The sequence below is a fragment of the Cupriavidus sp. WS genome (genome assembly GCF_000395345.1).
Classification (GTDB): domain Bacteria; phylum Pseudomonadota; class Gammaproteobacteria; order Burkholderiales; family Burkholderiaceae; genus Cupriavidus; species Cupriavidus basilensis_B.
The window spans coordinates 1-3475 of record NZ_AQPL01000167.1 but is presented as its reverse complement, the minus strand read 5'-3'; the positions used below and the strand labels follow the sequence as shown (position 1 = coordinate 3475).

The window sequence follows — 3475 nt, the reverse complement described above, 5'->3', positions numbered from 1 at the left end:
CACAAAATTCCTGACACGTCCGAGTGACCCGAACGCGGCATACGCTGCCCGGTTTTTTGACCGGAACCAGCGATGCCCACACCCAGGGTCACCATGAGCAAACTACGACACACACTGCAACTGCTGCACCGCGGGGCCTTGAGCACCCGTCAAATCGGTGCCGCCCTCGGCATCTCCAAATCCACTGTCAGCGAGATAGCCAGCTACGCGCGCGTGGCCGGCGTGGACTGGGCACTGGCCCAGAGCCTGAACGACGACGAACTCCAGGCCCGGCTCTACAAGCCACCCGTGGCGCGCGAGTCCCGGCACCTTGAACCCGACCACGCCCACATCCACCGCGAACTGCGCCGACCTGGCGTGACGCTGCAGTTGCTTTGGGAGGAATACCAGCAACAGCACAGCGGGCAGGCGTACAAGTACAGCGCCTTCTGCGAGAAGTACAAGGCCTGGGCCCGGCGCCTGCAGCGCTCCATGCGCCAGACCCACACGGGCGGTGACAAGCTCTTTGTGGACTACGCCGGCCAGACCGTTCCCGTGGTGGATGCCGACACTGGCGAGATACGCCAGGCCCAGGTCTTCGTGGCCGTGCTGGGCGCATCGAACTACACCTACGCCTGCGCCACCGCCAGCCAGAAGGCCACCGACTGGGTGGCCAGCATCATTAGCGCGCTGGAGTTCATCGGCGGCGTGCCCCGCCTGCTGGTGCCTGACCAGCCGCGCGCCCTCATGGCCCGACCCGACCGTTACGAGCCCACCGCGCACCGCCTGCTCGAAGAGCTCTGTGCGCACTACAGCCTGGCCGTGATGCCCGCGCGCCCGGCCAAGCCACGCGACAAACCCAAGGTGGAGGTCGCTGTGCAGGTGGTCGAGCGCTGGATTCTGGCCAGGCTGCGCCACCAGACCTTCTTCAGCCTGGCCGAGCTCAACCGGGCGATTGCCGCCTTGCTGGTGGACTTGAACCAGCGCGCGTTCAAGAAGCTGCCGGGCAACCGCACTAGCGCCTTCGCCGAACTCGACCGGCCAGCCCTGCGCCCCCTGCCGCCGGTGCGCATGCCCATCGCGCGCTTCAAACCCGCCCGCGTCAACATCGATTACCACGTTGAGCTCGATGGCCACTACTACTCGGTGCCCCACGCCCTGGTGGGTGAGCCGGTGGAGTTGCGCATCACGGCCGGCACGCTCGAAGTCCTGCACGGCAGCAAACGCGTGGCCGCCCACGCCCTCAATCCCCGACGGGGTGCACACACCACCACGCCCGAGCACATGCCGGCCTCGCACCGGGCGCACCTGCAGTGGACGCCGGCCAAGCTCATCGCCTGGGGTGAGCGCGTGGGCGCGGCCACCGCCGCCGTGGTGCGCTGGCAGATGGAGCACCGCCAGCATCCCGAGCAGGGTTACCGCTCCTGTCTGGGCCTCATGCGCCTGGGCCGTGAGTACGGGGCTGACCGGCTGGAGGCCGCCTGTGCGCGGGCGCAGTCGATTCGCTCACCGTCCTACAAGAGCATCGCCTCCATCCTGGGCTGCGGCCTGGACCAGCGGCCGCTGGATGCGCCGATGGCCGCACAGGCGAACCTGCCGCTGCACGAGAACGTGCGCGGGCCGGGCTACTACCACTGAACTCCAACGTGCAAGCAAACCTAACAAGGAAGAACCATGCTCAACGAACAGACCTTGAACCAACTGCGCGCCCTGCGCCTGGACGGCATGGTGGCCGCCCTCAGCGACGCGGCCACCCACATCACGGCCAGCGAGCTGCCCTTTGAACAACGCCTGGCGCTGCTGGTGCAGCGCGAGGTGGACTGGCGTGACAGCAAGCGCCTGGAGCGCCTGTTGAAGGCGGCCCGCCTGAAGGTCTCCAGTGCCTGCCTGGAGGACATCGACTGGCGCGCCAGCCGGGGCCTGAGCCGAGAGGTCATCACCAGCCTGGCCGGCGGGGACTGGCTGCGCCATGGCCACAACGTGCTGCTCACCGGCGCCACCGGGTGCGGCAAGACGTGGCTCGCCTGCGCACTGGGGCAGCAGGCCGCGCGCCTGGGCTTCTCGGTGCTCTACACCCGCGCGCCACGGCTGCTGCAGGAGCTGCACGTGGCCCACGGCGATGGCAGCCTGGGCAAACGGCTGGCGCAACTGGCGCGGCTGGACCTGCTCATCCTGGACGACTTCGGCATCGCGCCGATTGCCGCGCACGAGCGAAACGACCTGCTGGAATTGCTGGACGACCGGGTGGGCACGCGCTCGACGCTCATCACCAGCCAGTTGCCGGTGACGGCCTGGCACGCCTGGCTGGACGAGCCCACGCTGGCCGACGCCATCCTGGACCGCATCGTGCACGGCTCGCACAAGATAGCCCTCAAGGGCGAGTCGATGCGCAAGCTCACCAAGGCCGTCTGAGCCGGCCGCGCCGACCGCCATTCCACGCTGATGGCGGACACTTCGGCTACGATTTGAGCGTCACTCAGGACACCCGCGCAACGTGTCCGCCATCGCCTGGAACGCTGTCCGCGATGGGAATGGAATCACTGTCCGCCATCAGTGGAATGCGCACGCAGGTCTTGGACGGGCGCCGGGGCGCTTATGGCAAGGAAGTCTTGCCTACCCTGGCGGCGCAGTTGGTGAAGGAGTACGGCAGCAGCTTTGCGGAGCAAAACCTGCGCCGCATGGTGCAGTTCGCCACCACCTTCCCCGACGAGCAGATTCTCGTATCACTGATACGAGAATTGAGCTGGACGCACTTCATTGCCCTGATCCCGCTGAAAGACCCGCTCCAGCGGGACTACTACGCGCAGATGGCGAGCGCCGAGCGCTGGAGCGTGCGCACGCTGCGCGAGCGCATCGACTCGATGCTGTACGAGCGCACGGTACTGTCCCAAAAGCCGGGCGAGACGATCGCGCAGGAGCTGGCGACGATGCGCGATGCGCAGCGCATGTCGCCCGCCCTGGTCATGCGTGACCCGTACATCCTCGACTTCCTGGGACTGCGGGACACATGGCAGGAAGGCGACTTGGAGGCGGCGATCATCCGCGAAATGGAATCCTTCCTGTTGGAGCTGGGCGCAGGTTTCAGCTTCGTGGCTCGGCAGAAGCGCATCCAAATTGACGGCGAAGATTTCCACCTTGACTTGCTGTTCTACAACCGCAAACTGCGGCGGCTGGTGGCAGTGGAGTTGAAGGTCGGCGAGTTCAAGGCGGCTTTCAAGGGACAGATGGAGCTTTACCTTCGCTGGCTGGACAAGCACGAACGGGAGCCGGAGGAAGCCTCGCCGCTGGGAATCATCCTTTGCACCGGCAAAAAGCGCGAGCAGATCGAATTGCTGGAGCTGGACAAGTCGGGCATCCACGTCGCCGAGTACCTGACCGCCTTGCCGCCGAGGGGCGTGCTGGTGGAGCGGCTACAACAGGCAACGCAGCGGGCGCAGTTGCAGATCGAGCAGCGCAAGACCGACAACGAGTAGCCCTGCCCCAAGCAGTCGGGCGT

3 protein-coding genes are annotated in these 3475 nt (G+C 66.5%); all 3 read left to right on the top strand.

What is annotated here, in order from left to right:
* Window positions 1-72: 72 nt before the first annotated feature.
* Window positions 73-1617 (top strand): IS21 family transposase, encoded by a 1545-nt coding sequence (istA, locus tag K206_RS0114600; protein ID WP_024099860.1) that lies wholly within the window; start codon window positions 73-75, stop codon window positions 1615-1617.
* A gap of 36 nt (window positions 1618-1653) precedes the next feature.
* Window positions 1654-2391 carry an IS21-like element helper ATPase IstB gene (gene istB, locus K206_RS0114595; RefSeq protein WP_011805003.1) on the top strand — a complete coding sequence of 246 codons (738 nt, stop codon included), beginning with the start codon at window positions 1654-1656 and terminating at the stop codon, window positions 2389-2391.
* Between the two features lie 119 nt (window positions 2392-2510).
* A complete protein-coding gene (locus K206_RS38260) occupies window positions 2511-3452 on the top strand; it encodes a YhcG family protein (RefSeq protein WP_021204058.1) in 942 nt (313 codons plus the stop codon).
* The last annotated feature ends 23 nt before the right edge of the window (window positions 3453-3475 follow it).